Below are 23,156 nucleotides of genomic sequence, written 5' to 3'. Positions count from 1 at the left end.
CGCGGCTGTCAGGCAAAAGCCCGAAACACTCTGCCGCTAGCCAGTGACACTTCACCTGTGCAACATGGCGCGCGTGCCATCCACAAATGGGAATTCCCTTTATGAAACGTTTTCTTAGCATCGCCATGGCGTTGTGCATCGGCCTGACGATGAGCCTCGACGCCAACGCCAAGCGCTTCGGTGGCGGCAAAAGCGCTGGCGCCGCGCCGACCCACCAGACCAGCCAGATGGCTCCGTCCTCTTCCGGCATGGGTTCCACTGCCGCGACCGCCGGCGCTGCCGGTGCCGCGGGCGCTGCCACCAAGGCCAGCGGCGCCTCGCGCTGGCTCGGCCCTCTTGCCGGTATCGCCGCAGGCGGTCTGCTGGCCTCCATGTTCATGGGCGACGGCTTCCAGGGCATGCAGATCTTCGACATCCTGATCATGGCGGTCATCGCCTTCCTGGTCTTCCGCTTTATCGCCGCCCGTCGTCGCAAGCAGCAGGAGCAGTACGCTCCAGCCGGCCACGCACCAATGCAGCGTGAAGCCTTCGAGCCAAAACCTGCCTCCGGTTCGATCTTCGGTGGTTCGGCTGCACCTGCCGCCGCGGCCCGTCCGGTAATCAACGCGCCAGCCTGGTTCAACGAAGAGCGTTTCGTCGAAGCCGCGCGCAACCACTTCCAGTCCCTGCAGCAACACTGGGACGCCAACGAAATGGACAAGATCGCCGAGTTCGTGACCCCGCAGATGCTGCAATTCCTGAAGCAGGAACGTGCCGATCTGGGCGACGGCTTCCAGTCGACCTACATCGACAACCTCAATGTGCAACTGGAAGGCGTCGACGACCGCGCCGACAAGACCATCGCAACCCTGACCTTCACCGGCGTGTCGAAGACCTCGCGTTTCGACCAGGGCGAAGTGTTCAGCGAAAGCTGGAACATGGAGCGCGCCCAGGGCGAAAATCAGCCTTGGCTGGTTGCAGGTATCCGCCAGAACGGCTGATTCTCTCCAGTGTCACATCGGTAATCGCAAAACCCCGGCTCAGGTCGGGGTTTTGCATTTCACGATTGCACTTATAGCGAGCTACTGTATAAACCGCCGTCTATTAAACCGCGCCATAGAGCTAAGAGGACCCAGGCCGTGGAAGAAGTCATCGAGCAACTCCGTGAAGCAAACGAACCGGTACCCGTTCCCCTGGAACTGCCGGATGAAGACCTGCTGGTGGAAATCGAAGAACAGCTGTTCATCAATATCCCGTTCGTCTTCAAAGAGTTCCTGTTGACCGTGAGCGATGTCGTCTACGGCAGCCTGGAGCCGGTCACCGTGACCGACCCGCAATCCCACACCTACCTGCCGGAAGTGGCCGCCACCGCCTGGGACATGGGCGTGCCGCGCGAGCTGATCCCGATCTGCCAGGACGGTGACGACTACTACTGCGTCGAGGAAGACGGCACCGTGGTGCTGTGGTCCGGCGAAGAAGAGCTGATCACCGAAGAATCCTGGGAATCGGTGTGGCACTGGGCGCGGGACGTCTGGCTGGAAAGCTGATCGGCCTTGCGCGGTTTCGCCCCGCGGGCGCAGGCGCATGGATCGACTGCCACCCGTTGCATGACGTTCACAAGCGGTCGCGCCACCCGGTCGATCGCCGCATTGACACTACTCGCCAGCAGCCTGCTGGCGGGTTGTCAGTCGCCCATGGCTCAGTTGCAAAACCTGAGCACGCAGTACGCCCATCAGGTCGAAGTCCTGCCCACTTCACCCTTCCCGCTCGCCAGCAGCCTGCCCCTGCGCTTACCCAAACAACCCCGCCTGCGCGTCTACCTTGAAGGTGATGGCCATGCCTGGGCGACAGCCCGCCAACCCAGCCTCGACCCCAGTCCGCAGCACCTGCTGATGGTACAACTGGCGCTGAGCGATCCGCGTCCCAGCGTCTATCTGGCCCGCCCCTGCCAATTCGTCAGCGCGGCCGACTGCACGGCGGCCATCTGGACCGACCAGCGCTTTTCCCCAGCGGTACTGCGCAGCCTCGACCAGGCCCTCAACCGCCTCAAGCGGCGTTATGGCAATCAGGATTTCGAGCTGATCGGCTATTCCGGTGGCGCGGCACTGGCCCTGTTGCTGGCCGCGCGGCGAGACGATATTGCCCAGGTGCAAACCCTGGCTGGCAACCTGAGCCCTCGGCTATGGGTCAGTACGCTGGGGCTGAGCCCGTTGCACGGCTCCCTCGAGCCGCTGGACCAGGCACCCAAGCTGGCCCTGGTGGCGCAACGGCATTTGCTCGGCCAGGCCGACCGCAGCGTGCCTGCCAGCCTCTACCCCGCCTATCGGCAGGCACTGGGGACGCAAGCCTTCTGCGTACAATCCGTCAGCCTGCCCGGGGTCACCCACGACCAGGGCTGGGTCGAAGCCTGGCGACGCTGGCGTGACCGACCGCTGAGTTGTGCATCACCCGGCGATTAGTGCCCATTGTCTTCCTTGTGGTTATCCAGGGTATCCAGCAAGGCCACCTGCATGCGGGTGTGCACGCGGATGAACCAGCGCCACAGCAGCGCGGCCACCGCCGCCGTCACCACCGCGATCAGCACCAGCAGCTCGGTGGTCGGCAGGATGCTCGAAGACAGCGCCGCCAGCAGCAGGAAGATCACCAGCAGCGACAGCACCGGAATCACCTCGGCGATCACCCGGCGCACGCGCTGGGTGTGACGCCCGGCCATTTCCGGCTTCACCCCCATCTCCGCCAGCAGCATCGACAGGGCCTTGAGCTTGCGATAGGCGGCGATCAGGAACGGCAGCGACAGCAGCAGCGCCCCGCCCCAGATCAGCGCCTTCTGCCAGCTCGGGTCGCGGATCCAGTCCTGCAGGTATTCGCCAATGCGCGCGGCGAAATAACCGCCGGAGAAGAAGATCGCCACCACCAGCGCCAGATTGACCCCGACCTGCAACAGGATCCGCCGGATCATCGACGCCAGCAGCGCCCCCTCGCCATGGGGCTGGATACTGCGCAACCATTCGCCGTACATGCCCAGCACCCGGCTCAGGCGGGTCGGCATCACGGCGGCGAGCTTCAGCGACAGCGGGTCGGCGGCGCGGATCAGGTAAGGCGTGAGCAAGGTGGTAATGGCCGATACGGCGACCGCCACCGGGTAGAGAAAGTCGCTGGTGACCTGCAGGGTCATGCCCAGCGCCGCGATGATGAAGGAGAACTCGCCGATCTGCGACAGGCCCATGCCGACCCGCAGCGAGGTGCGGCCATCGTTGCCGGCGATAAAGGCACCCAGGCCGCAGGACAGCATCTTGCCCAGCACCACGGCGACGGTGATCACCGCGATCGGCCAGGCGTACTGCAGGAGGATCTGCGGGTCGATCATCAGGCCGATGGCGACGAAGAAGATGGCGCTGAACATGTCGCGCACCGGCTCAATCAGGCGCTCGATCTTCAGCAATTGCCGCGACTCGGCCATGATCGCGCCGATCAGGAAAGCGCCGAGCACCATGCTGTACTCCAGCTTGACCACCAGCAGGCAGAAGCCGAAGCACAGCCCCAGCACGGTGATCAGCAACATCTCGTTGCTTTCGAACCTGGCCACGTAGGCCAGCAGCCGCGGGACCAGCAGGATGCCGATGACCAGGGCGACGATCATGAACAGCGAGAGCTTGCCGACGGTGGAGAACACTTCCCCGGAGCTGACAGTGCCGCTGACCGCGATGCTCGAGAGCAAGGCGATGATGCCGATGCCGAGGATGTCTTCGACGATCAGCACGCCGAAGATCAGCTGGGCGAAGCGCTGGTTCTTCATCTTCAGGTCGTTGAGCGCCTTGACGATGATGGTGGTCGAGGAAATCGCCAGGATCGCGCCGAGGAACAGCGAGTCCATGGTGTTCCAGCCGAACCAGCGGCCGATCTCGTAGCCGATCCAGATCATCAGCACGATTTCCATGAACGCCGCGATAAAGGCCGTGGCGCCGACCTTGAACAGCTTGCGCAGGCTGAACTCCAGGCCCAGGCAGAACATCAGGAAAATCACCCCCAGCTCGGCCAGGGTCTTGATCGTGTCTTCGTCGTGGATCAGGCCGAACGGCGGGGTGTGCGGGCCGATGATGAAGCCGGCGACGATATAGCCGAGGACCACCGGCTGCTTGAGCCGGTGGAAGAGAATGGTCACCACGCCTGCGACCAGCATGATCACTGCCAAGTCCTGAATAAAGCTGATGGCATGCATGGCGTGGGGCTCCTTGGGGTCGTGTTCTTGCGGGCGGCGCGGGGGCGTTGCGCAGCCGGCCGGCCAGCGGGAAAAGCCCTTGGGACGGGCTTTTGAAGGTTAACATCGCGACTTGTGCCAGAAAGGCGGTGCAATATATGGAAACAGATAGATCGCCGCGTGACGGCGATCGCGGGCGCAGCGTCCCGTTATCGATGGTTTGAAACGCTGACCAAGCACCCGCAGAGGTGCGCCCCGCAACCCCTGCCTTAACCCGTGAGTGTGCTATGGAACCCGGAAACGCCCAGCTGTCGATGACGGTATTGATGACCCCTGACATGGCCAACTTCTCAGGCAATGTCCACGGCGGCACCCTGCTCAAGTACCTCGATGAAGTCGCCTACGCCTGTGCCAGCCGTTATGCCGGCCGTTATGTGGTGACCCTGTCGGTGGACCAGGTGATCTTCCGCGAGCCGATCCACGTCGGCGAACTGGTGACCTTCCTGGCCTCGGTCAACTACACCGGCAACACCTCGATGGAGGTCGGTATCAAGGTGGTCACCGAGAACATCCGCGAGCGCTCGGTGCGCCACACCAACAGTTGCTTCTTCACCATGGTGGCCGTGGACGACCAGCGCAAACCCGCCGCCGTGCCGCCACTGCAACCGCAAACCAGCGAAGACAAGCGCCGCTTCATGCAGGCCCAGCAACGCCGGCAGATCCGCCAGGAGCTGGAAAAGCGCTATCAGGAAATCAAGGCCGACGCCTGATCGTCCGAGACAGGCTCGCTGCTGCCGAGCGAGCCTGTTGGCGATAAGCCCCCGCGCAACCCGTTAGTTACAGCTCGATCGGTACCGCCTCGAACCGCACCCGTGGATGGGTGATCCGGTCCTGGGCCCGTATCAGTTGCAGTTCGTAACTGGCGCAGGCCTGGGTTTCCAGCAGCACTTCATGCACCGCCGCGGCGGTGAACTCGAACGCCGCCACCAGGCTGTCGCCCAGCAGCACCCGGGCCAGGAACAGGCCCGAAGTCAGGTCGCCCACACCCACCGGCTGACGCGGGAATGCCAGCAGCGGACGACGCAGGTGCCAGCTGCCTTCGGCGGTCACCAGCAACATCTCGAAGCCGTCCGGCAGCTTGCCCGGGTAATCCAGATGCTTGACCAGCACCGCTTTCGGCCCACGCGCCAGCAGCGCCCGGGCCATGGCCAGGCAGTCGAACAGCGACTGCGGTTTGCGCCCGGCGAAGCTGTCCAGCTCCAGTTGGTTGGGGCAGAGGAAATCCGCCACGGCCGCCGCCTCTTCCAACAGGAAGTCGCTGACCTCCTGGGGCACGCTGCAACCCTTTTCCGGGTGGCCCATCACCGGGTCGCACAGGTACAGGGCCTTGGGGTTGGTCGCCTTGATCCGCGCCACGCCACCGAGGATCGCCCGCCCCTGCGCCGCGCTGCCCAGGTAGCCGGACAGCACCGCGTCGCAGTTACCCAGTTCGCCGATGGCGGCAATGCCTTCCACCAGCTCCGGGATCTGGTGCGGCGACAGCACCTCGCCGGCCCACTGGCCGTATTGCGTGTGGTTGGAGAACTGCACCGTATTGAGCGGCCAGACATTCACCCCGACCCGCTGCATGGGAAACACCGCGGCGCTGTTGCCGGCATGGCCGAAGACCACATGGGACTGGATCGCGAGCAGATGAGGCGTACGTTTCATTCGGGTCATTCCGTAAAACGATTGAAATTCGAGCCGCGCAGTATGCGACTAAACGCAACCTGTACGACAGACCGAAGACGCAGTTAAGCTGGTGCGACTTCGTTGGAGCGCACCTCATGCTGACCCTTGGAAACATTTTCGTGCTGATGCTGCTGGCGACCGGCGCCGCCTGGCTATGGCACAACCACGGCCTGCGCGAGCGGGCGCTGGAGAGGGTCAAGCAGCATTGCGCGCGGCTCGATATCGAGCTGCTGGACGGCAACGTGGCGTTGAAGCGCATCGGTTTCGTCAGGGACGCCAGTGGTCGCCGGCGCCTGGCCCGGATCTACACCTTCGAATTCACCGTCACCGGCGAAACCCGCCATGCGGGGACCATCACCCAGTTCGGCGCCCACAGCGCGCAGATCGAGCTGGCGCCCTACCCGATTGCAACGCCCGCGCCGCCACCCGTGCCGACACACAGCGCCGAAGTGATCGAACTGAGCCAATGGCGCGAAGGACGCAGCAAGTAAGGCCAACCGCCTATGCACTCCTGTAGGAGCGAGGCTTGCCCGCGATAGCCGCGAAGCGGCGGTTTTTCCTGGCAAAACGCGTCATCGTTGACGAGTTTTTCGCGGGCAATCGAGCGTCGACCGGCCGCTCCTACAGAAGCAGGGGTTGGATTATTGGCAGCACTCAGCCAGGGACTGTTGCAGGGTGGCCACGTCCTGCGGCTCGCTGAAGATCAACTCGATACGTGAATCGCGGCGCCATTCGCTGGCTTGCCAGTGCAGCGCGGCGTTATCCAGGGCGTTGCCCGAGACCCAGCCCTGCGCACCGTGGATCACCAGCTTGGCCCGGCGCCAATCAAGGCTCGCCAGCCATTGCTCGAGGCACCGAACATCGAACACCCGGCTCGGGTGCCAGCGCCAACCAATGCTCCAGCCGCCCTCCTGGGCCTGGCTCAGGCAGATGGGCTGGGCCGGATCGGTCCAGATCGCCGGCAGCTGCGCCAATCCCTTGGGTACTTCGAAGGCCTCGACGGCAGCCCCCGCGCGAGCCTCCACGCCAGGCAAGCGCTCCAGCGCCAAGATCCCGCGGGTAGTCCAGAGCAGCGGACAGACCGGCAACTGCTCGAGAATGCCCTGACGCTGCGCCGCGTCGAGCCCTTCGTCCTTGTTCAGCAGCAACAGGCCGGCGCTGGGCAATGCTTCCTGTTGGGCCTGCGGCAGCGGCTTGCCGGCCGCCAGCGCCTGGGCATCGAGGACCAGCACGCAAGGTTGCACGGCCAGGACCGTTTGCCAGGGCGCCTCGCGCAATTGCTGGAGCAGTTGCGCCGGGTGCCCCAGGCCGGAAGGCTCGATAAACAGGCGATCAGGCCGGGCCTTGCGCAACAGGCGCCCCAGGCCCACCTGGAACGGCGCGCCGTTGACGCAACACAGGCAGCCGCCGGCCACTTCGCCCAGGGCGATACCGTCCTCGTCCCGGGCCAGCAGCGCCGCGTCCAGGCCGATCTGGCCGAACTCGTTGATCAGCACCGCCCAGCGCTCATTGGCCGGACGCTGTGCCAACAGGTGCTGGATCAGGCTGGTCTTGCCCGCGCCGAGGGGACCGGCGATGACGTGGGTGGGGATGTTGTGCAGCATCGGCGGAACGCTCGGAAAGGAGGTGATTGATCCTACGCGCTAACCCGCGACAGCGAAATTCCTGTAGCCGCTGCCGCAGGCTGCGATAAGGCGCGCAGCGCCTTCCGAGGGCCTCAAGAGCACGTCTCCTACGGAGCCGATCGCAGCCTGCGGCAGCAGCTACAGGGTCAGCCGAGCCAGTCCAGGGTGAGGATCAGCCGGCGCTCGCCGGGGGCCGGTTTCGGCGAGCGGTGGATCAGGCCGAAACCCTCGTTGCCCAGCCATTTCTCGCCCTTGAACAGGGCCACCTCGCCGCTGGCCATCTGCTGGATCAGCGCGGCATCCGTGGGTTCGGCCTCGGCCTGGCCCAGTTGCCGACGATCCATCGCGCCCTCGCGCAGCCATTGGCTGCCGGCGCCGGCATAGGTGGTGATCAGCCGTACCGGCACATGGTCGACATGAAAGCGCGGGCACATGGCCTTATCCAGCACCCGCAGGCGCAGGCCGACGCGCTTGGCGCCCAGCAGGCAGGCAAAGGCGCTGACCAGCCAGGCGACATCGGCGATAAAGCCATCGTAGCCCTGCAGATCGCTGAAGCCAGAAGCCAGGCCGCGCAGGTTCGGCTCGGCGTCCTCGGTGTCGAGTTCCAGCGACAGCGACTCGGCCAGCGGCTCGTTCAGCGACAGCAGCAAGGCACCGAAATCGGCGATATGCGCCGGCAACTGGCGCTGCCACAGGGCCAGGTTGACCTCGTCGTCCAGCACCTCGGCCAGGACGATAGGGGCCGGGCCGCAAGCCTTGCGGCGTATCGGTTTCTGCAGGGTTGGCCGCAGGAGCAGCTTCGCAAGTAGGTTCGCTCCCACAGGGGACAGTGGTTGGTAGAGCATCAGGCGGCGGCCTCTTCATGCCAGGGGCCGAACGGGTCGCGCATCAGGCGCCAGCCCTCCGCGCCCAAGGCCATTTCGTCGTCCGTCAGCAGGCAATCGTCGAGTTCGGTGGTGAGCCGGGCGAAGTCGATGTTCTGGCCGATGAACACCAGTTCCTGGCGGCAGTCGCCAGTGGCCGCGGTCCAGTTCTGCATGATCGCCGCGGTGCTTTCCGCATCCTGCGGCCAGTGCTGCTTCGGCACGAAACGCCACCAGCGTCCGGCGAAACCATGACGCATCAGCCCCCCCGCCTGGGACCAGCTGCCGGCCTCCTGGTGCTTGCTGGCGAGCCAGAAAAAGCCCTTGGAACGCAGCAGTTTGCCGTTGCTCCAGGGGCGGTTGATGAAGTCGAAAAAACGCTGTGGATGGAACGGCCGCCGCGCCCGATAGGCGCTGGAGGCGATGCCGTATTCTTCGGTTTCCGGCACGTGCTCGCCGCGCAGTTCCTGCAACCAGCCTGGCGCCTGGGCAGCGCGCTCGAAGTCGAAACGACCGGTGTTGAGGATCTTCGCCAGCGGCACTTCGCCCATCACCATGGGGATGATTTCCGCCTGGGAATTGAGGCGTTCGAGGATGGCGATCAGTTCCTGGCGCTCGTCGCTGCCGATCAGGTCGATCTTGCTGATCAGGATCACGTCGGCGAACTCGATCTGTTCGATCAACAGATCGGTGATCGAGCGCTCGTCTTCCTCGCCCAGGGTTTCGCCGCGGGACGCCAGGCTTTCCGCGGCCTGGTAATCGAGCAGGAAGTTCATGCCGTCGACCACGGTGACCATGGTGTCCAGCCGCGCGATGTCGGCCAGGCTCTGCCCCGTTTCGTCGCGAAAGGTGAAGGTCTCGGCCACCGGCAGCGGCTCGGAAATGCCGGTGGACTCGATCAGCAGGTAATCGAAACGCCCGTCCCTGGCCAATTTGCCGACCTCTTCCAGCAGGTCTTCGCGCAGGGTGCAGCAAATGCAGCCGTTGCTCATTTCGACCAGTTTTTCTTCGGCACGGTTGAGGCTGACATCGCGCTGCACTTCGCTGCCGTCGATGTTGATTTCGCTCATGTCGTTAACGATCACCGCCACCCGCAGGTTGTCGCGGTTGCGCAGAACGTAGTTGAGCAGCGTGCTTTTGCCGGCGCCGAGAAAGCCGGACAGCACGGTAACGGGAAGACGGTCGGTCATCAGGTGATCCTCATCGGGGGCTGGGTGGCTGGGTCAGATCGCCCGTTGATGGCGTTCGCGCAGCTCTTGGCGTTCTTTGGCTTCGATACACAGGGTGGCGGTAGGCCGCAGCAGCAGGCGCCTGAGGCCAATTGCCTCGCCGGTTTCGCGGCACCAGCCGTACTCGCCACGGGCCAGGCGTTCGAGGGCTTCGTCGATCTTGTCCAGCAGCTTCTTTTCCCGCTCCAGCAGGCGCAGTTGCCACTGACGCTGCTCTTCGGCGCTGCCGATATCGGCGGGGTCGCTGTGGGGTTCCTGCTCGCGCAGCACCTCGAACTCGCCATCGATGCGCTCTTGCAGCTCGACGCGCTGCGCCAGCAGCAGCTCACGGAAATAGGCCTGCTGGACGTCGTTCATGTAGTCCGCCTCGGGCTGGGCGAGAAGTTGCGCTTCGGTCATCGGGCGTTCAGTCATGGTGGGTCACGGGTCAGGCTTTATTTAATGTTATAGTATAACAATACAAATAAGCCAACCCTCTCTTGCCGCACGCGACGAAGGGCGGGATGCTTGAGCCTCCCTTGCCGAGAAACCCCATGCGCCACGCCTTGAAATACACGCTGCTGAGCCTGTCCCTGCTGGTCGCGGACACCGCCATCGCGCAGGTGCCCAGCGCCCTGGCCACCTGCACCCGCAGCGCCAACCTGCTGGCCTGCGTGGATGCCGAAGGCAACGCCTACAGCGTCGCGGCCGCGGGCAGTACTACCTATCTGCGGGGTTTCGAGGTCGCCGGCAAACGTTATTGGGCGCAGACCAACAGCCGTTACGGCCAGCTGACCTTCTTTACCGGCCTGGCCTCCGACGGCGAGGCCTGGGTCGGCTACAGCCAGCGCGTCGGCTGGACCACCCGCAACCGTTTTTCAAGCTCCGGCGGCAGCAGCGGCAAGTTCACTTGCAGCCGGATCACTGGCTGCTGAGCAAAGCATTTTGTAGGAGCGAGGTTTGCCCGCGATGGACGCTTACGCGGTATAGCTGATACACCGCAGCGTCTTCATCGCACGCAAGCTGTGCTCCTACAGAAGCAGGCTGGGCCGCGTCAGGCCTGGGCTTTTTTCTGTTCCTGCAACCAGGCCATGTAGCTGTTCACCGGCGGGTTCTTCTGGAAGTAGCTCTGCAAGCCCGCGAACAGCCCATCGGCAATCGCCTGCTGGTGCCGCGCGGTGACCAAGCGCTGGCTGTCGCGGCTGTTGGAGATGAAGCCGGTCTCCACCAGGATCGAGGGCACGTCGGGGGACTTGAGCACCGCGAAACCGGCCTGCTCCACACGCTTCTGATGCAGGGTGGTGATGCCCGCCAGGCTGCCCAATACGGTGCCGCCCAACTGCAGGCTGGCGGCGATGGTGGCGTTCATCGACATGTCGAGAATCACCCCGGCGAGCATCGGGTCCTTGTCTTTCAGGTTGAGCAGGCTGGTGGCGCCCAGCAGGTCGGCGCCGTTCTCCCGCTGCGCCATGAAGCGCGCCGTGGCCGAAGTGGCGCCACCTTCGGACAGGGCATACACAGAAGCCCCGGACGCCGTCAGGCGTGGCGCCGCATCGGCATGCACCGAGATAAACATGTCGGCCTTGTGCTTGCGGGCGATCTCCACCCGCTTGCGCAGCGGCACGAAGAAATCGTCGTTGCGCACCAGCTTCACATCGAAGCCCTTCTCGCGCTTCAACCGCTTGGCCAGCAGTTGGGCGATCGACAACACCACATCCTTCTCCCGTTCGCCACGGGCGCCGACCGCCCCCGGGTCCTTGCCGCCGTGACCCGGGTCGACCACGACGATGATGTCGCGCTTGGGATGCACCCGATCCGTCGGTGTTTCACGCGGCAAAACGGGAGCGGCGACCGCCGCGATCTGCTGCGGGACGCGGCTGACATTGCTCAGGTCGAGCACCAGGCGGTGGCCCTGGCCGTCCTGGGGCGGCAGCAAAAAACTGTCGAGCCGCAGCGGTTCGGCGAGATCGAGGACGATCCGTGTATCGCCCTGGCCAAAGTGCCCGGAACGGATCGAGCGAATCGGCGTGTTGGCCAGGGCCAGTTGGCTGAAATCGCCACAGAGCTGCGCGCCGCGAAGGTCGATGATCAGCCGTTCCGGCGCGCTGAGAGAGAAGGTCTTGTATTGCACCGGCCCACTCAGATCGAGCACCAGGCGCAGCTTGTCGGCTGAGTTCCATAACCGCAGGTTGCGAATCTGGGTGGCGGATGCCCCCAAAGGCAGAACCAAGGCCGCGCTGGCCAACAGCAGGTTGAGCAACTGACGTCTGTGCATGACTTACACCGCAGATTGAGGAGCATCCGTACTCGAAAGGCTTGGTGAAAAAACGTTCAGGAAAAAGGTTTCATCGACTGCATTGTTATAATATAACATGGCGAATTGTTTCCAACGATGGACCTGCTCATGAATGCGCTGACTCTGCCGGATATCGCCGCGCAGGCCGCACGCCAGGCCCTGCCCCTTGAGTGGGTGGGCATGTGTGGCATTGCCTTACCTGTGTTGTTTGATGGCCAGCGGATTGGCGCAACAGCGGATGCCGGCGTCAGCCTCGACGACGGCGAAGCCCGCGGCATTCATATGTCGCGCCTGTATCTGGCGCTGGAAATGCTCGAACAGGAAAATCTCACCCCGGCCCTGATGCGCCAGGTACTGCAACGTTTTCTCGACAGCCACGACGGGCTGTCCAGCAGTGCCTACCTGCGAATTCATGCCGATCTGCTGCTGAAACGCCCGGCCTTGATCAGCCCGTTGGCCGGCTGGAAAACCTATCCGGTGAGCATCGAGGCGCACCTGAAAAACGCAATGTTCCACGTGGAACTAAAAATCGAGGTGCCTTATTCCTCGACGTGCCCTTGTTCCGCCGCGCTTTCCAGGCAGCTGATTCAGCAGCAATTCATCGATGATTTCGCCAACCGGGCATTGCACCATGAAGACATCCTGACTTGGCTCGGCTCCTCGAAAGGCATAGTCGCCACGCCCCACAGCCAGCGCAGCACCGCGCAATTGCAGCTGCGCCTGGATGATTTTCTCGACGAGTTGCCGTTGATGGCGGCGATCAACGACGCCGAAGCCGCCCTTGGCACCGCCGTGCAAACCGCGGTGAAACGCGCCGACGAACAAGCCTTCGCCCTGGCCAACGGGCAAAACCTGATGTTCTGCGAAGACGCCGCGCGCCGCCTGAACCTCGCCTTGCAACGTTCGCCAGGCATCCGCGCCTTCCAGGTGCGCGTGGTACATGCTGAAAGCCTGCACGCCCATGACGCCGTGGCCGAGAGCCGCTGGAACTGGGAGCTCGCATGATCAGCCTGCAATCGCTGCGTTGGGGCGCGCCCGGCCAACCGCTGACGCCGGCACTCGACCTTGAGCTGGAGCCCGGCAGCCTGACCGCCATCATCGGCGCCAACGGCTCGGGCAAAAGCAGCCTGCTGAAAGTCATCGCCGGCCTGCAAAAGCCCTTGGCCGGGAAGATCAAGTTGCAGGTCCCTCGCCGTGGCGGCCTGTCCTTTCTGCCGCAGCAGCAGTACCTCGACCGGCAGTTCCCCATCACCCTGCAGGAATTGGTGGCCGCCGGTTTCTGGGGCGATCGGCAAAGCGCGCAACAGCGTGCCGGACGTTTGCAGCAGGTGCTCGCAGACTGGTGCCTGAGCGGCCTGGAACAACGCCCGTTGATGGCCTTGTCCGGCGGCGAATTGCAGCGTGCCCTGCTCGCCCGCCTGAGCCTCGCCGATGCCCCGCTGTTGCTGCTGGACGAACCCCACGCCGCCCTGGACGAACTGGGCCAGGCCCTGCTGTGGAAACACATCCACACCTGGCAGCAGCAAGGTCGCACGCAAATCGTGGTCTGCCATGACCTCGCCGCCGTGCGCCAGCACATCCCCCAGGCCCTGCTGATCAAAGCCAGCGGTTGCCGGTTCGGCAGCAGCGAAGAACTGATCGTCCAGCCCATTCAGATGCAGGTGGCCTGATGCTCGCCGCCGCCCAGCTCTGGCAGCCCTTCCACGAGTTCGTGTTCATGCGCCGGGCATTGCTCGGCGGCCTGGCGCTGGCATGCAGCACCGCACCGTTGGGGGTGTTTCTGATCCTGCGGCGCATGAGCCTGATCGGCGACGCCGTGGCCCACGGCATCCTCCCCGGCGCGGCGCTGGGCTTCTGGTTCGCCGGGCTGAGCCTGCCGGCACTGACGCTTGGCGGCCTCGGCGCCGGACTCGGCATGGCCGGCCTGGCCGCCTGGATTACCCGGCGCACCGGCTTGCGCGAGGACGCCAGCCTGGCCGCGATCTACCCGATTTCCCTGGCCAGCGGCGTGCTGATTCTCGGCCTCGCCGGCAAACGCCTGGACCTGCTGCACCTGCTGTTCGGCTCGGCCCTGGCGGTGGACGGGCCGACCCTGGAGGGCATGCTCTGGGTCTCCGGGTTCAGCCTGCTGGCCATGGCGCTGATCTACAAAGCGCTGCTGCTGGACACCCTCGACCCACTGTTCCTCAACAGCGTCAGCCGCCTCGGCCCCCTCGCCCACGGCCTATTCCTGACCCTGGTGGTGCTGAACCTGGTGATCAGTTTCCAGGCCATCGGCGCCTTGATGGTGGTCGGCCTGATGATGCTGCCGGCCGCCGCTTCGCGCTTCTGGAGTCGCCGCCTGCCGGTGCTGATCGGCATTGCCGCGGTGCTCGGTTGCCTCTCGGTGTGGCTCGGCCTGTTGCTGTCGTTCCACTACTCGCTGCCCAGCGGCCCGGCCATCGTCCTGGTGGCGGGCGGCCTGTACCTGCTGTCCGTGGTGTTCGGTCCGGTGCACGGTCTGCTGCGCCGCCCGCCTTTGCTCACATCCCCATGAGGTGTTCCCCGATGCGCGCCCTACTCGTGCTCTTCAGTCTGTTGCTGCCGTTGTCTCTGTCGCCCGCCCAGGCCGCGGACAAACTCGCTGTGGTCACCAGCTTCAGCATCCTCGCCGACATCACCCGCCAGGTCGGCGGCGAGCATATCCAGATCACCGACATGGTCGGTCCGGACGCCGACGCCCACACCTACGAACCGACGCCGGACGATGCCAAGGCCCAGCTCAAGGCCCGGCTGATCATCAAGAACGGTCTGGGTTTCGAGCCCTGGCTGGATCGCCTGGTGGCCAGTACCGGCACCCGGGCCACGGTGATCACCGCCAGTCGCGGAGTGATCCCGCGCTCGCTGGATGAGGACGGCGAGACCGTGCCCGACCCGCACGCCTGGCACAACCTGGCGAACGCCGAACTCTATGTGAGCAACATCACCAAGGCGCTGGTGGCCGCCGACCCGGCGAACAAAGCTGATTACGAACACAACAGCCAGGCCTACCTGAAACGGATCTACGCGCTGCTGGCCGAAGCCAAGGCCAAGTTCGGCGCGCTGCCGCCGGGCAACCGCAAGATCGTCACCTCCCACGACGCCTTCGGTTACCTGGGGCAGGCCTATGGCATCGACTTCATGGCCCCGCAAGGCCTGTCCACCGAGCGCGAACCCTCGGCCGCCGAAGTCGCGGCGCTGATCACCCAGATCCGCAACGCCAAGGTCAAGGCGGTGTTCATGGAGAACATCAAGGACGCGCGCCTGCTCAAGCAGATCGCCGACGAAAGCGGCGCCCATATCGGCGGCACCCTGTACTCCGACGCCCTCGCCGCCAAGGGGCCAGCCAGCACTTTCACCGGGCTGTTCGAATACAACCTGAACACCCTGTACGACGCCCTGAGCCAGCCATGAACAAGCGCCCTCCACTGTCGATGCTCGACCTGGAAAGCGCGCCCCTGGGCAGCCGTTGGCCGCTCACCAGCGTTCTCGATGCCCTGCCATGGAACGCCGACGGCCTGATCGCCGCCATCGCCCAACAGCACGACAGCGGCGAGGTGCTGATGCTGGCCTGGATGAACCGCAAGGCGCTGGCCGAGACCCTGGCCAGCGGGCAGGTCTGCTACTGGTCGCGCTCGCGCCGGCAACTGTGGCGCAAAGGCGAAAGCTCGGGGCATCGCCAGCGTCTGCTCGAAGCGCGCCTGGACTGCGACGGCGACGCCGTCCTGCTGCTGGTGGACCAGCAAGGCCCGGCCTGCCACACCGGGCGCCCCAACTGTTTCTACAACGCCATTCGCGACGGCGCGGTGCAAGTCATCAGCGCGCCGCTACAGGAAACCCCAGCATGATTCGCAAGAACCCCTCCGGCGATCTGCCGGTCATCGCCGAGTCGGCCTATGTCGACAAGACCGCCATCATCTGCGGCAAGGTGGTGATCGGCGAGAACGTATTCGTCGGCCCCTACGCGGTGATCCGTGCCGACGAAGTCAACGAGCAAGGCGCCATGGACCCGATCGTCATCGGCGCCAATTCGAATATCCAGGACGGCGTGGTGATCCACTCCAAATCCGGCGCGGCGGTGACCATCGGCGAGTTCACCTCCATCGCCCACCGCTCGATCGTCCATGGCCCGTGCACGGTCGGCGACCGGGTCTTCATCGGCTTCAACAGCGTGCTGTTCAACTGCGCGGTCGGCAACGGCAGCGTGGTGCGACACAACTCGGTGGTCGATGGCCGCGACCTGCCGCAAGGCTTCTACGTGCCCTCCACCACCCGCATCGGGCCCAACACCGACCTCTCGCAGTTCCCGCCAGTCAGCGTCAGCGCCTCGGAGTTTTCCGAAGACGTGGCGCGCACCAACGTCGATCTGGTGCGCGGTTACAAAGCCCTGCAGAACGAGTTCTGAACATGAACAGCGTGCTGATTCGCAACGCCCGGCTGGTCAATGAAGGACGCGAGTTCGACGCCGACCTGCTGGTGGACCACGGGCGCATCGTCAAGATCGCCAGCAGCATCGAAGGCGAGAATGCCCGCACCGAAATCGACGCCCAGGGCCAGTGGCTGCTGCCGGGCATGATCGACGACCAGGTGCATTTCCGCGATCCCGGCGCGCCGGAGAAAGGCAGCTTCCACAGCGAGTCGCGGGCGGCCGTGGCGGGTGGCATCACCAGTTTCATGGACATGCCCAACACCCAGCCCGCGACCCTGACCCTGGCCGCGCTGGAGGACAAGAAGCGCCGAGCGGCGATCCACTCGGTGGCCAACTATGGCTTTCACTTCGGCGTCAGCCGCGACAACCTCGACACGGTCGCCGCCCTCGATCCGTGCCTGGTGGCCGGGGTCAAAGTGTTCATGGGCGCCTCCACCGGCAACATGCTGGTGGACGATCCGCAGGTCCTCGAGCGGTTGTTCGCCGAGGTGCCGACCATTCTCCTGGCGCACTGCGAACACACGCCCAGCATCCAGGCCAACGAGCGGCGCATGCAGGAGCGTTTCGGCGAAGCGATTCCCGCCGTGGCTCACTCCCTGATCCGCGATGCCGAAGCTTGCTATCGCTCCTCGTCGCTGGCCGTGGATCTGGCCAAGCGTCACGGCACTCGCCTGCATGTCTTGCACCTGACCACTGCCCGCGAACTGGAACTGTTCGAAGACCAGCCCCTGGCGCAAAAGCGCATCACCGCCGAAGTCTGCCTGCACCACCTGCTGTTCGACGACCGTGATTACACGCGCCTCAGGCACCTGATCAAATGCAACCCGGCGATCAAGACCCGCGCCGACCGCGACGCCCTGCGCCAGGCCTTGCTCGGCAACCGCCTGGATGTGATCGGCAGCGATCACGCGCCGCACACCTGGGCACAGAAACAGCGGCCCTACCGCCAGGCGCCTTCCGGGCTACCGCTGGTGCAACACGCCCTGCCCGCCCTGCTGGAACTGGTGGCCGATGGCGTGCTGCCCATCACCACCCTGGTGGAGAAAACCAGCCACCGGGTCGCCGACCTGTTCGCCATTCCCGATCGCGGCTACCTGCGCGAAGGCTACTGGGCCGACCTGGTATTGATCAGGCCCGAGCCCGAGGGCCTCGCCGTGGCCCAGCAACCGATCCTCGCCCAGTGCGGCTGGACGCCCTTCGCCGAACAGCGTTTCCGGCACAGCGTCGACACCACCCTGGTATCGGGGCAACTGGCCTGGCACGCCGGGCGCCTGTACGACAACTGCCAGGGCCTGCCGCTGCGTTTTACCCGCTGATCCCTTCCCTGAACCCCTCCCCTGGAACACCAAGGAACACCCGATGATTCACATCACCCTGCCCGACGGCTCACAACGTGAGTACGACCAGCCGCTTTCCGTGTACGAGGTGGCCGCGAGCATCGGCCTCGGCCTGGCCAGGGCGGCGGTCGCTGGCCGGGTGAACGATCGACTGGTGGATTGCTCCTTTATGCTCGAGGGCGATGCCCGGGTCAGCATCGTCACCGCCCGCGAGCCCGAGGGCCTGGAAATCCTGCGTCACTCCTGCGCGCATCTGCTGGCCATGGCGGTGAAGGAGTTGTACCCCTCGGCCCAGGTCACCATCGGCCCGGTGATCGAGGACGGCTTCTTTTACGACTTCGCCTACGAACGGCCCTTCACCCCCGACGACCTGCAGCGCATCGAAGCGCGCATGACCCGCCTGGCCGCGACCAACCACGCGGTACGCCGGCGCGAGCTGAGCCGTGACGACGCCCTGGAATACTTCGCCAGCCTGGGCGAGTACTACAAGGCCGAGCTGATCCGCGACATCCCGCAGGACCAGGTGCTGTCGCTGTACCGCCAGGGCGATTTCGAAGACCTGTGCCGTGGCCCCCACGTGCCGTTCACCGGCATCCTCCAGGCGTTCAAGCTGACCAAGGTCGCTGGCGCCTACTGGCGCGGCGATGCCAGGAACGCGCCGCTGCAACGGATCTACGGCACCTGCTGGGCCACCCAGAAAGACCTCAAGGACTACCTGACCCGCCTGGAAGAAGCCGGCAAACGCGACCACCGCAAGCTCGGACAGCAACTGGACCTGTTCCACTTCGACGACTGCGCGCCGGGCTCGGTGTTCTGGCACGCCAAGGGCTGGACCCTGTTCCAGCAACTGATCGGCTACATGCGCCGGCGCCAGGACCAGGCCGGCTATCAGGAAGTGAACACCCCGGACGTGATGGACCGCAGCCTCTGGGAAACCTCCGGGCACTGGCAGAACTACCGCGACCACATGTTCAGCACCACCACCGAAGACCAGCGGGTGTTCGCCCTCAAGCCGATGAACTGCCCCGGCGCGGTGTCGATCTTCAGTCGTGGCCTGAAAAGCTACCGCGACCTGCCGCTGCGCATCGCCGAGTTCGGCAAGGTGCATCGCTACGAACCCTCCGGCGCGTTGCACGGGTTGCTGCGGGTGCGCCACTTCACCCAGGACGACGCGCACATCTTCTGCACCCCGGCGCAGATGCAGGCGGAATGCGCGAGCACCATCGCCCTGGTGTTCGACATCTATCGCGACTTCGGCTTCCACGACGTCGCGGTCAAGCTCTCCACCCGGCCGGCCCATCGCATCGGCAGCGACGCGCTGTGGGACCAGCTGGAAGGCGCCTTGTCCGGCGCCCTGGAGACGATGGCGATCGACTACCGGATCAACCCCGGCGAAGGCGCGTTCTACGGCCCGAAACTGGAGTTCGTGCTGCGCGACGCCATCGGCCGCGACTGGCAATGCGGCACGCTGCAGGTCGATCTCAACCTGCCGGAACGCTTCGAGATCAGCTACATCGACGAGCACGGCGAACGCCAGCGCCCGGTGATGCTGCATCGCGCGCTGTTCGGTTCCCTGGAGCGTTTTATCGGCATCCTCATCGAGCATTACAGCGGCGCCCTGCCCTGCTGGCTGGCGCCGCGGCAGGCGGTGGTGATCAACATCAGCGAAGGTCAGGCGGACTATGCCCGCTCGGTAGCCGACAGCCTGTCACGCCAGGGCCTGCGAGCCAGCGCCGACCTGCGCAACGAGAAGATCAGCTACAAGATCCGCGAGCACAGCCTGCAAAAGGTGCCGTACCTGCTGGTGGTGGGCGACAAGGAAAAGGACGGGGGATTTGTCAGCTTGCGCAGCCGCAATGGCGAAGACCTGGGGCGGTGGGCGGTGAGCGAGGTGGTGGAGCGCTTGCGGATAGAGTTGTAGCGACAGACGCCATCGCGAGCAAGCTCGCGCCTACAGGTTTAATACGATCCCCTGTAGGAGCGAGCTTGCTCGCGATGCTCTTAGGCTCTTGGCTTGACCGTCCCGCAATCCTGCCCCAGCCACACCGCACGGGTGTCCATGCTGCCCTTCTGCTGGAAGCCGGTGGCATTGAAGGTACCGATGACGTTGGTGGTGAACTCACGATCGCTGAGGAATTTCGCCACGCCCGAGCCCTGGGCTTTCGGGCAGCTGAAGCGGAATTTCCACTGGTTGGAGGTGCGGTCGGTGACCTCCTGGCGGCAACCCGATTGCGGGTCCTGCAGCGGGATGGTGTCGGACTTCACCTGCTCCGGCGTCAGGCACACGCGGATGCCCTTGCCGCCCATGGTCACGCCCTGCTTCTCCAACTGCGCCCGTTGCTCGGGCGTCAGCTGTTGTTGCAACTGACCGAGAATCAACGACAGGTCCGGCAGGCTCTGGTCATCGACTTTCATGTTGCTGGTGGTCAGTTCCCACAGGCCCGGTTGCAGCATCTGGGCCTGCGCGGCCAGCGGAAGCGAGACAACGGCGGCCATGGCCAAACCCAGTAGACGAAGCTTCATCGAATGACTCCTAGACAGTAGTGGCCGTTAGACGCCAAAAATGCAGCGGCGTTGCATGGCGAATTAATTAGCGACAATCATGCTCGAACATGGTCTGTTAGGGTCTGCAACGAAGAGTTGGCGAGCAAGGTCGCGCCTGTTTGCACGCAGCGCCGAAGGCGCCCGGCACGCCGCTTTTCATACGGACCCCAGCATTGAATCTTCAGGAGCAAGGCTGTCCCCATGGATTATTTTGGCCCACATATTTTTGGCTATCTGATTGCCACCCTGCACTTTCTCGGCCTGATCGCCGCCATCCACGCCGTGCTGACCGTCAGGACCGCCCAAGGCTCCATCGCCTGGGCCCTGTCGCTGTTGTTCATGCCGTACCTGACCCTTATCCCTTATCTGGTGTTCGGCCGCAGCACCTTCGATGCCTATATCAAGGCCCGGCGCCAGGCCAACCTGGAGATGCGCAAGGCGATCAACGAGCTGAACTGGCGCCCCTGGATCGAGGAGGCCCTGAGCGCCCGCGCCTCCGCCGCCTACACCTCGCTGCGGGCCATGCCCAAGCTGGGCCGCATGCCCTGCCTGGCCAGCAACCATGTACAACTGCTGATCAACGGCGATGCCACCTTCGCCGCGATTTTCCAGGCCATCGAACGTGCCCGCACGGCGGTGCTGATCCAGTTCTTCATCATCCACGACGACGACCTTGGCCGACGCCTGCAAGCGCTGCTGCTGAAAAAGGCTGGCGAAGGCGTGGCGATCCACCTGCTCTACGACCGCATCGGCAGCCATTCCCTGCCCCACGCCTATGTGCAGCCACTGCGCGACGCCGGCATCCAGGTGCATGCCTTCGCCACCCGCAGCGGCTGGCTCAACCGCTTCCAGATCAACTTTCGCAATCACCGCAAGATAGTGGTGGTGGATGGCCTGCTGGGGTTTGTCGGCGGGCATAACGTGGGCGACGAATACCTGGGGAAAAAACCGCCTCTGGCGCCCTGGCGCGATACCCATGTTTCGGTCAGCGGTCCGGTGGTGGCCTGCCTGCAGGAATCCTTCGCCGAAGACTGGTTCTGGGCCTCGCGGCAATTACCGCCGTTGATCCTGCCGGACACCTACCCCGATGACGGCGTGCTGTGCCAGGTGCTGGCCAGCGGCCCGGCGGACCCTTATGAAACCTGCTCGCTGTTCTTCGTCGAAGCCATCCACGCGGCGACCGAACGGGTGTGGATCACCAGCCCCTATTTCGTTCCCGACGAGGCCGTGTTCGCCGCCTTGCGCCTGGCTGCCTTGCGCGGGGTGGATGTGCGGATCCTGCTGCCGTCGCGCGCGGACCACCGGATCGTCTACGCGGCGTCCAGCCTGTACGCCTTCGAAGCCGTACGCGCCGGGGTGCGGGTGTTCCGTTATCAGCCGGGTTTCCTGCACCAGAAAGTGGTGCTGATCGACAGCGAAATCAGCGCGATCGGCAGTGCCAACCTGGACAACCGCTCGTTCCGCCTGAATTTCGAGGTGATGTTGCTGACCGTGGACGAAGCCTTCGCCAGGGAGGTGGAACATATGCTCAACCTCGACTTCGAGCGTTCCCGCGAAATCGCCAAAGAGGAAAGCCGGGAAACCCACCGCCTGCAACAACTTGGCATGCGGGTAGCCCGGCTTATTTCACCGATCCTCTAGCGTCGGCGCTTCACGAGTAATACAGGTCGTCGCGAGTCCAGGGCAGCTCATGACTGCCATCGGCGTGAGCCTTGACCGCGAGAATCTGGTGCAGGTTGATCCAGCCGCGGGCGAAGGCGTAGGCACAGCCGGCCAGGTACAGGCGCCAGATGCGCAAGGCCTGTTCCGGCACCAGCCGGGAGGCGGCTTCCAGGTTGTCTTCCAGACGCTCGCTCCAGTGGTCCAGGGTGCGGGCGTAATGCAGGCGCAGGCTTTCCACGTCGACGATCTCCAGCCCCGCTTCGCTGATCTCGGCCGAAATCATCGCCAGGTGCGGCAGCTCGCCGTTGGGGAACACATACTTCTCGATAAAGTCGCCGGCTCCACGGCCCACGGGACGTCCATCGGTGTGCTTGGCAGTGATCCCGTGGTTCATCACCAGGCCGCCTTCGCGCACCGCGCCGAACAGCGTCTTGCAGTACTGCGCCAGGTTGGCGTGGCCCACATGCTCGAACATGCCGACGCTCACCACCTTGTCGAAACGGCCGTCCTGGGGCAGGTCGCGGTAGTCCAGCAATTGCAGTTCCACCAGGTCCTGCAAGCCTTCGGCGGCCACCCGCTCCCTGGCCAGCGCCAGCTGTTCCTTGCTCAGGGTGATTCCGAAGACCTTGGCCCCGAATTCTCGCGCCGCATACCGCGCCAGCCCGCCCCAGCCGCAACCGACATCCAGCAGGTATTCGCCGGGCTGCAAGCGCAACTTGCGGCACAGGTGGCGAAACTTGGCCTGTTGGGCCTGTTCCAGGCTCTCACTGCCGGTCTCGAAATAGGCGCAGGAATAGGCCATGTCGCTGTCGAGCCAAAGCTGGTAGAAGTCGTTGGAAAGGTCGTAGTGGTAGGAGATGGCGGCCGCATCGGTGGCCTTGTCGTGCAGGGAACGTACCGGCAGCGCTTCTTCCTCGCCGTCCAGCAGTGCCTGGCTCAGTTCATCGCAAACCCGGATGACTTCGCTGATTGAGCCTTCCAGCTCAAGTTTGCCCTCGACGAACGCCGCTCCCAGCGAGTTGAGAGTGGGATGGGCGAGCTGGGTGACCAGTTGCGGGTCCTTGACCACAATAGTGACGCTGGGCGCCGGCCCCAGGTTGAACTCATGGCCGTCCCAGAGTCGCAGGCGTAGCGGTAGTTGCAGATTCTGTAAGGCCGGTGGAAGTTGCGCGAGCATGGATTATCCCCCTTGTTTCAGACGTCTGAGTGAGGTTAGACCATACTGAAAAATTAGCAGGCTATCGATCTGATAGCTGAAATTCATCA

General features: G+C 64.4%; 24 protein-coding genes. 15 read left to right on the top strand and 9 right to left on the bottom strand.

The genetic code is table 11. From position 1 onward, the window contains the following. The first annotated feature begins 101 nt into the window (after positions 1–101). From AC07Y9_RS09055 to AC07Y9_RS09045, 3 genes are all read left to right on the top strand, one after another. Positions 102–980: a Tim44 domain-containing protein gene (locus tag AC07Y9_RS09055; RefSeq protein WP_007927597.1), complete on the top strand. Its 879-nt coding sequence runs from the start codon at positions 102–104 to the stop codon at positions 978–980. Positions 981–1,118: 138 nt separating this feature from the next. Continuing rightward, positions 1,119–1,526 (top strand): SMI1/KNR4 family protein, encoded by a 408-nt coding sequence (locus AC07Y9_RS09050; RefSeq protein ID WP_007927598.1) that lies wholly within the window; start codon positions 1,119–1,121, stop codon positions 1,524–1,526. A 147-nt stretch (positions 1,527–1,673) separates the two neighbouring features. Beyond that, the gene (locus AC07Y9_RS09045) at positions 1,674–2,438 is read left to right on the top strand and encodes an alpha/beta hydrolase (RefSeq protein ID WP_256580963.1); all 765 of its coding nucleotides are present in this window, start codon (positions 1,674–1,676) and stop codon (positions 2,436–2,438) included. Here the strand turns inward: AC07Y9_RS09045 and AC07Y9_RS09040 are convergent. Beyond that, positions 2,435–4,198, bottom strand: a complete 1,764-nt coding sequence (locus AC07Y9_RS09040; RefSeq protein ID WP_102680226.1) for a cation:proton antiporter — start codon at positions 4,196–4,198, stop codon at positions 2,435–2,437. The two genes, AC07Y9_RS09045 and AC07Y9_RS09040, sit on opposite strands and share 4 nt — an antisense overlap. A 266-nt stretch (positions 4,199–4,464) precedes the next feature. On the opposite strand from AC07Y9_RS09040, the gene AC07Y9_RS09035 reads away from it, so the two are divergent. Continuing rightward, entirely contained in the window at positions 4,465–4,947 is a 483-nt protein-coding gene (locus AC07Y9_RS09035; protein WP_007927601.1) for an acyl-CoA thioesterase, read from the top strand. A 67-nt stretch (positions 4,948–5,014) separates the two neighbouring features. Here the strand turns inward: AC07Y9_RS09035 and pdxY are convergent, their stop codons facing one another. After that, the gene (gene pdxY / locus AC07Y9_RS09030) at positions 5,015–5,887 is read right to left on the bottom strand and encodes a pyridoxal kinase PdxY (protein ID WP_007927602.1); all 873 of its coding nucleotides are present in this window, start codon (positions 5,885–5,887) and stop codon (positions 5,015–5,017) included. A gap of 116 nt (positions 5,888–6,003) precedes the next feature. Between pdxY and AC07Y9_RS09025 the strand changes: the two genes are divergently transcribed. Continuing rightward, positions 6,004–6,399 carry a DUF3301 domain-containing protein gene (locus tag AC07Y9_RS09025; RefSeq protein ID WP_007927603.1) on the top strand — a complete coding sequence of 132 codons (396 nt, stop codon included), beginning with the start codon at positions 6,004–6,006 and terminating at the stop codon, positions 6,397–6,399. Positions 6,400–6,549: 150 nt separating this feature from the next. Here the strand turns inward: AC07Y9_RS09025 and AC07Y9_RS09020 are convergent, their stop codons facing one another. From AC07Y9_RS09020 to dksA, 4 genes are all read right to left on the bottom strand, one after another. Beyond that, positions 6,550–7,512 carry a CobW family GTP-binding protein gene (locus AC07Y9_RS09020; RefSeq protein ID WP_102680225.1) on the bottom strand — a complete coding sequence of 321 codons (963 nt, stop codon included), beginning with the start codon at positions 7,510–7,512 and terminating at the stop codon, positions 6,550–6,552. A 167-nt stretch (positions 7,513–7,679) separates the two neighbouring features. Next, complete coding sequence (locus AC07Y9_RS09015; protein WP_102680224.1) at positions 7,680–8,378, bottom strand: DUF1826 domain-containing protein; 699 nt, start codon at positions 8,376–8,378, stop codon at positions 7,680–7,682. After that, positions 8,378–9,586, bottom strand: coding sequence for a zinc metallochaperone GTPase ZigA (gene zigA / locus AC07Y9_RS09010; protein ID WP_102680223.1), 1,209 nt, complete (start codon positions 9,584–9,586; stop codon positions 8,378–8,380). The genes AC07Y9_RS09015 and zigA overlap by 1 nt, the downstream gene beginning before the upstream one ends. Positions 9,587–9,619: 33 nt before the next feature. Beyond that, on the bottom strand, positions 9,620–10,024 hold the full coding sequence (dksA, locus tag AC07Y9_RS09005; RefSeq protein ID WP_009051641.1) for an RNA polymerase-binding protein DksA: 405 nt from the start codon (positions 10,022–10,024) through the stop codon (positions 9,620–9,622). A gap of 134 nt (positions 10,025–10,158) precedes the next feature. On the opposite strand from dksA, the gene AC07Y9_RS09000 reads away from it, so the two are divergent. Beyond that, positions 10,159–10,539, top strand: a complete 381-nt coding sequence (locus AC07Y9_RS09000) for a glutamine synthetase (RefSeq protein WP_102680222.1) — start codon at positions 10,159–10,161, stop codon at positions 10,537–10,539. Between the two features lie 119 nt (positions 10,540–10,658). Here AC07Y9_RS09000 and AC07Y9_RS08995 read toward each other — a convergent pair whose 3' ends face one another. Further along, positions 10,659–11,879, bottom strand: coding sequence for an N-acetylmuramoyl-L-alanine amidase (locus AC07Y9_RS08995; protein ID WP_102680221.1), 1,221 nt, complete (start codon positions 11,877–11,879; stop codon positions 10,659–10,661). Between the two features lie 129 nt (positions 11,880–12,008). On the opposite strand from AC07Y9_RS08995, the gene folE2 reads away from it, so the two are divergent. Genes folE2 through thrS form a run of 8 tightly spaced genes read left to right on the top strand, consistent with a single transcriptional unit; the run spans position 12,009 to position 19,605 of the window. Continuing rightward, entirely contained in the window at positions 12,009–12,905 is an 897-nt protein-coding gene (folE2, locus tag AC07Y9_RS08990; protein WP_007927611.1) for a GTP cyclohydrolase FolE2, read from the top strand. Continuing rightward, the gene (locus AC07Y9_RS08985; RefSeq protein WP_102680220.1) at positions 12,902–13,570 is read left to right on the top strand and encodes a metal ABC transporter ATP-binding protein; all 669 of its coding nucleotides are present in this window, start codon (positions 12,902–12,904) and stop codon (positions 13,568–13,570) included. Before folE2 ends, AC07Y9_RS08985 begins: the two co-directional genes overlap by 4 nt. Then, positions 13,570–14,436, top strand: coding sequence for a metal ABC transporter permease (locus AC07Y9_RS08980; RefSeq protein WP_102680219.1), 867 nt, complete (start codon positions 13,570–13,572; stop codon positions 14,434–14,436). Before AC07Y9_RS08985 ends, AC07Y9_RS08980 begins: the two co-directional genes overlap by 1 nt. Positions 14,437–14,447: 11 nt before the next feature. Further along, a complete protein-coding gene (locus AC07Y9_RS08975; protein ID WP_102680218.1) occupies positions 14,448–15,332 on the top strand; it encodes a metal ABC transporter substrate-binding protein in 885 nt (294 codons plus the stop codon). After that, positions 15,329–15,766 (top strand): phosphoribosyl-AMP cyclohydrolase, encoded by a 438-nt coding sequence (gene hisI / locus AC07Y9_RS08970; RefSeq protein ID WP_007927616.1) that lies wholly within the window; start codon positions 15,329–15,331, stop codon positions 15,764–15,766. The genes AC07Y9_RS08975 and hisI overlap by 4 nt, the downstream gene beginning before the upstream one ends. Beyond that, a complete protein-coding gene (locus tag AC07Y9_RS08965; RefSeq protein WP_053263163.1) occupies positions 15,763–16,323 on the top strand; it encodes a gamma carbonic anhydrase family protein in 561 nt (186 codons plus the stop codon). Before hisI ends, AC07Y9_RS08965 begins: the two co-directional genes overlap by 4 nt. A 2-nt stretch (positions 16,324–16,325) precedes the next feature. Further along, entirely contained in the window at positions 16,326–17,663 is a 1,338-nt protein-coding gene (locus AC07Y9_RS08960) for a dihydroorotase (protein WP_102680217.1), read from the top strand. A 43-nt stretch (positions 17,664–17,706) separates the two neighbouring features. Then, on the top strand, positions 17,707–19,605 hold the full coding sequence (gene thrS, locus AC07Y9_RS08955) for a threonine--tRNA ligase (RefSeq protein ID WP_102680216.1): 1,899 nt from the start codon (positions 17,707–17,709) through the stop codon (positions 19,603–19,605). Between the two features lie 80 nt (positions 19,606–19,685). Here the strand turns inward: thrS and AC07Y9_RS08950 are convergent, their stop codons facing one another. Next, positions 19,686–20,207 (bottom strand): DUF3617 domain-containing protein, encoded by a 522-nt coding sequence (locus tag AC07Y9_RS08950; protein ID WP_007927620.1) that lies wholly within the window; start codon positions 20,205–20,207, stop codon positions 19,686–19,688. Between the two features lie 222 nt (positions 20,208–20,429). Here AC07Y9_RS08950 and cls point away from each other — a divergent pair, with 222 nt between their 5' ends. Continuing rightward, positions 20,430–21,869 (top strand): cardiolipin synthase, encoded by a 1,440-nt coding sequence (cls, locus tag AC07Y9_RS08945; protein ID WP_102680215.1) that lies wholly within the window; start codon positions 20,430–20,432, stop codon positions 21,867–21,869. 10 nt (positions 21,870–21,879) lie between these two features. Here the strand turns inward: cls and cfaB are convergent, their stop codons facing one another. Further along, positions 21,880–23,067: a C17 cyclopropane fatty acid synthase CfaB gene (gene cfaB, locus AC07Y9_RS08940; protein WP_102680214.1), complete on the bottom strand. Its 1,188-nt coding sequence runs from the start codon at positions 23,065–23,067 to the stop codon at positions 21,880–21,882. Positions 23,068–23,156 lie beyond the last annotated feature (89 nt).

This window comes from Pseudomonas sp. GW456-L12 (assembly GCF_059424045.1).
The sequence above is the reverse complement of the archived record's forward strand: the minus strand, read 5'-3'. Positions and strand labels throughout refer to the sequence as shown.